At 55.4% G+C, this 2,714-nt stretch carries 5 protein-coding genes; all 5 read left to right on the forward strand.

The features are described from left to right. Nucleotides 1-234 precede the first annotated feature (234 nt). The 5 genes from Q0M74_RS13765 (at nt 235) to Q0M74_RS13785 (ending at nt 2,637) form a co-directional block, all read left to right on the forward strand. Nucleotides 235-372, forward strand: coding sequence for a hypothetical protein (locus Q0M74_RS13765; protein ID WP_293955419.1), 138 nt, complete (start codon nt 235-237; stop codon nt 370-372). A 79-nt stretch (nt 373-451) separates the two neighbouring features. Next, entirely contained in the window at nt 452-1,423 is a 972-nt protein-coding gene (locus Q0M74_RS13770; protein WP_293955421.1) for an MFS transporter, read from the forward strand. Between the two features lie 214 nt (nt 1,424-1,637). Continuing rightward, nucleotides 1,638-1,865, forward strand: coding sequence for a hypothetical protein (locus Q0M74_RS13775; RefSeq protein ID WP_293955423.1), 228 nt, complete (start codon nt 1,638-1,640; stop codon nt 1,863-1,865). Continuing rightward, entirely contained in the window at nt 1,798-2,040 is a 243-nt protein-coding gene (locus tag Q0M74_RS13780) for a hypothetical protein (RefSeq protein WP_293955425.1), read from the forward strand. The genes Q0M74_RS13775 and Q0M74_RS13780 overlap by 68 nt, the downstream gene beginning before the upstream one ends. A 45-nt stretch (nt 2,041-2,085) precedes the next feature. Beyond that, nucleotides 2,086-2,637: an LURP-one-related/scramblase family protein gene (locus Q0M74_RS13785; protein ID WP_293955427.1), complete on the forward strand. Its 552-nt coding sequence runs from the start codon at nt 2,086-2,088 to the stop codon at nt 2,635-2,637. Nucleotides 2,638-2,714: the final 77 nt, after the last annotated feature.

A 2,714-nucleotide genomic window follows, 5' to 3' on the forward strand; every position in this document is an offset into this window, starting at 1 on the left:
TGATGGCTACTGCCCGCATCACTCCACCGGTATCCCCTGTGGTGTGAGGGACTAGCCCCCTCCTTTGATCTCACCCACCTCTGCGTTCCCCTGGTTGGTCCAGGGGAACGTGTTTTTCTTTCTGTTTCCGGTGAGCGGTGATTGTTAAGGAGTCATAACAATCAATGAAAATCTATGTTTAGGGGTCTACGTTGGGCGGTGAAAGGTTCTCTCACTCCTCATATGGAGGTCCACATGAAGATTTCCACCATCCTCTCCGAGCTGGATAACAACCAGGAAGACCGGGAGGCGTTGTACAAGCACTTCCACCAGAACCCTGAGCTTTCGCTCCAAGAGTTCAAAACCGCCGACCGCCTTGAATCAGAACTCTGACGCTTGGTATCAACGAGGTACTGTGCATCGGTGAGACCGGCATCGTCGCTGCCGCCTCCTGGTTGATCAAGGAGCACAAATGGGCACTCCCATAACCACCAGAGGTAATCAGCCCACCTTCAAAGGTAATGACTCCGCTTTGCTGGGCATCGTCCTCGCAGTCATCACCTTCTGGTTGTTTGCACAAACCACCATGAACATCGGCCCACTGATGGCTGATGATGTGGGGATGCCGATGCCGGTGATGAACATCGCCATCTCCCTGTCAGCGTTATTCTCCGGCATGTTCATCGTGATGTTCGGCAGCCTGGGCGATAAAACCGGTCGCGTCAAGATCGTCCTCGTCGGCAACATCCTCAACATTGTCAGCTCCCTCCTCATCGCCTTCGCCTTCAGCGGGCTGGCCACCCCAATGATCATCATTGGGCGCATCCTGCAGGGCCTGGCCGCCGGTGCGATCATGCCGACCACCATGGCACTGTTGAAGGTCTACTGGGACGGTCCCGCACGGCAACGTGCTGTCTCCATGTGGTCCATCGGTTCCTGGGGAGGATCGGGTCTGACCGCCATCTTCGGTGGTTTCATGGCCTCCACCGTGCTGGGCTGGCGTTCCATCTTCATCATCTGTGCATTCGTATCAGTGGCATCGATCACGCTCATGCGTCAGATTCCTGAATCTGCTCCCCTGGCTGGCAGGACAGGCAGGACGGATTGGGTGGGAATTGCCTCTCTGGCCATCGCCCTGGCTGCACTGTTGATCGTGGTCACCCAGGGTTCAGCTATCGGATGGGCCAACCTGATGACCTGGGCACTGATCGCGGTATTCATCATTGCATCTGGTGTTTTCATTAACGCCGAGTTGAACACCAGCAACCCTTTTGTTGATTTCAACCTCTTCAAGAACACGGTATTTACCGGGGCGACAATCTCGAATTTCCTCATCAACAGCACCGCCGGCGCCCTGACGGTTTCACTGTGGGGCCTGCAGGGCGCAGCCGGAATGTCCGCAGCCACAGCGGGCTATAGCTCTCTTAAAACAAAAGCTTCATAGAGTGCCAGGCTTGAACTCTAATGAGCTGCTCTTTCTATTGCTCGATCTAATTTTTAGACGCATCTTTTGTTTTGGGAGGGTTATATCTCACCGCAGGATATGCGATCTTCATCATCGCCTTCATCCGGGTTGGTGAGAAGCTCCTACAGAAGTTCGGCCCCGCAAACCCATGATCTGGGGTTCGCTCATCGTTTTGGCAGCCATCATGATGCGCATGGCCACCCACACCCTCCAGTGGCAGTACACCGTGCTGGCCGTGGCAGCCTATTCATTATTCGGCCTGGGGCTGGCCTTCTATGCCACCCCATCCACTGATGCCGCCCTGACCAACCTGCCGGGGGGACCAGGCGGGTGCCGGATCCGGAATCTACAAGATGGCCTCGTCGCTCGGCGCGGCATTCGGTGTGGCGGCATCTGCTGCGCTGTTCACAGCACTCTCTGAATCAGGGCTGGATCTCATTGGAGCAGCGGTGGAGTTCACCGGCAGACAGGATAATCTGGCAGTCCGTGAAGCAGGAACGATTGGACTGGCCTTCAACGCGCTGATGGCTATTGCTGCTTTGATCTCCATCATCATCTTTATTCCCAAACAGAAGAAGGTTGAGCAACTTTTCTGAAGCCCCCTATATGCTTGATATCCACGAAGGAAGGATCGATCATTCATGACCCTGTTGACTGCACACACCCTGCTCTTCCAGCAGGTCACCGCGATGATGAGCAATGACTTCGCCATCCAGGATGGCGAAGGGGAAGTGGCAGGATATGTCCACACCCACGGTTCCCTCGGCTCGCTGCTGGCGAAGGGGAGCCGCCATTTCACCATCACGGATGCTGATGATCAGCCTGTCCTGATGGTGCGTGATCCCCTGAACTTCGTGCGGGACACCTTTGTCCTGGAGAACCCAGATGGCACAGAATTCGGGCAGGTGCGTAAACGCTTCACCTTCTTCAACCAACGCCTAGATATCAATCTAGCCACCGGGGAAACCATTGAGCTGAAGGGCAACCTGCTGGGCCTGGATTTTGATCTCAATATGCAGGGCAGTGTGATGGCCAGGGTGTCCCGGAAGTGGGCGGGTCTGGCCAAAGGACTGTTGGGACGCAGCACCTATGCGCTCATCTTTAAACCAGAGACTTCTCCGGAGCTGAGAAAGGCGATCATCGGAGCGATGATCGCCTTGGATCTTGTCAGACGCAAGGAAAACAACAACTAGGCAAATGCCACCTGAGGCTGTTCGAAGGTCTGGTGTTCAACAGTCCACCTGGTCATCCGGGGGTAGACCCAGAAGCT

The sequence above is a fragment of the uncultured Corynebacterium sp. genome (assembly GCF_945649885.1).
Taxonomy (GTDB): Bacteria; Actinomycetota; Actinomycetes; order Mycobacteriales; family Mycobacteriaceae; genus Corynebacterium.

Excerpts from the sequence above, each read along its gene's own strand:
- Q0M74_RS13765 (WP_293955419.1), top strand. The coding sequence starts at position 235 with ATGAAGATTTCCACCATCCTCTCCGAGCTGGATAACAACCAGGAAGAC.
- Q0M74_RS13770 (WP_293955421.1), top strand. The coding sequence starts at position 452 with ATGGGCACTCCCATAACCACCAGAGGTAATCAGCCCACCTTCAAAGGT.
- Q0M74_RS13775 (WP_293955423.1), top strand. The coding sequence starts at position 1,638 with ATGGCCACCCACACCCTCCAGTGGCAGTACACCGTGCTGGCCGTGGCA.
- Q0M74_RS13780 (WP_293955425.1), top strand. The coding sequence starts at position 1,798 with ATGGCCTCGTCGCTCGGCGCGGCATTCGGTGTGGCGGCATCTGCTGCG.
- Q0M74_RS13785 (WP_293955427.1), top strand. The coding sequence starts at position 2,086 with ATGACCCTGTTGACTGCACACACCCTGCTCTTCCAGCAGGTCACCGCG.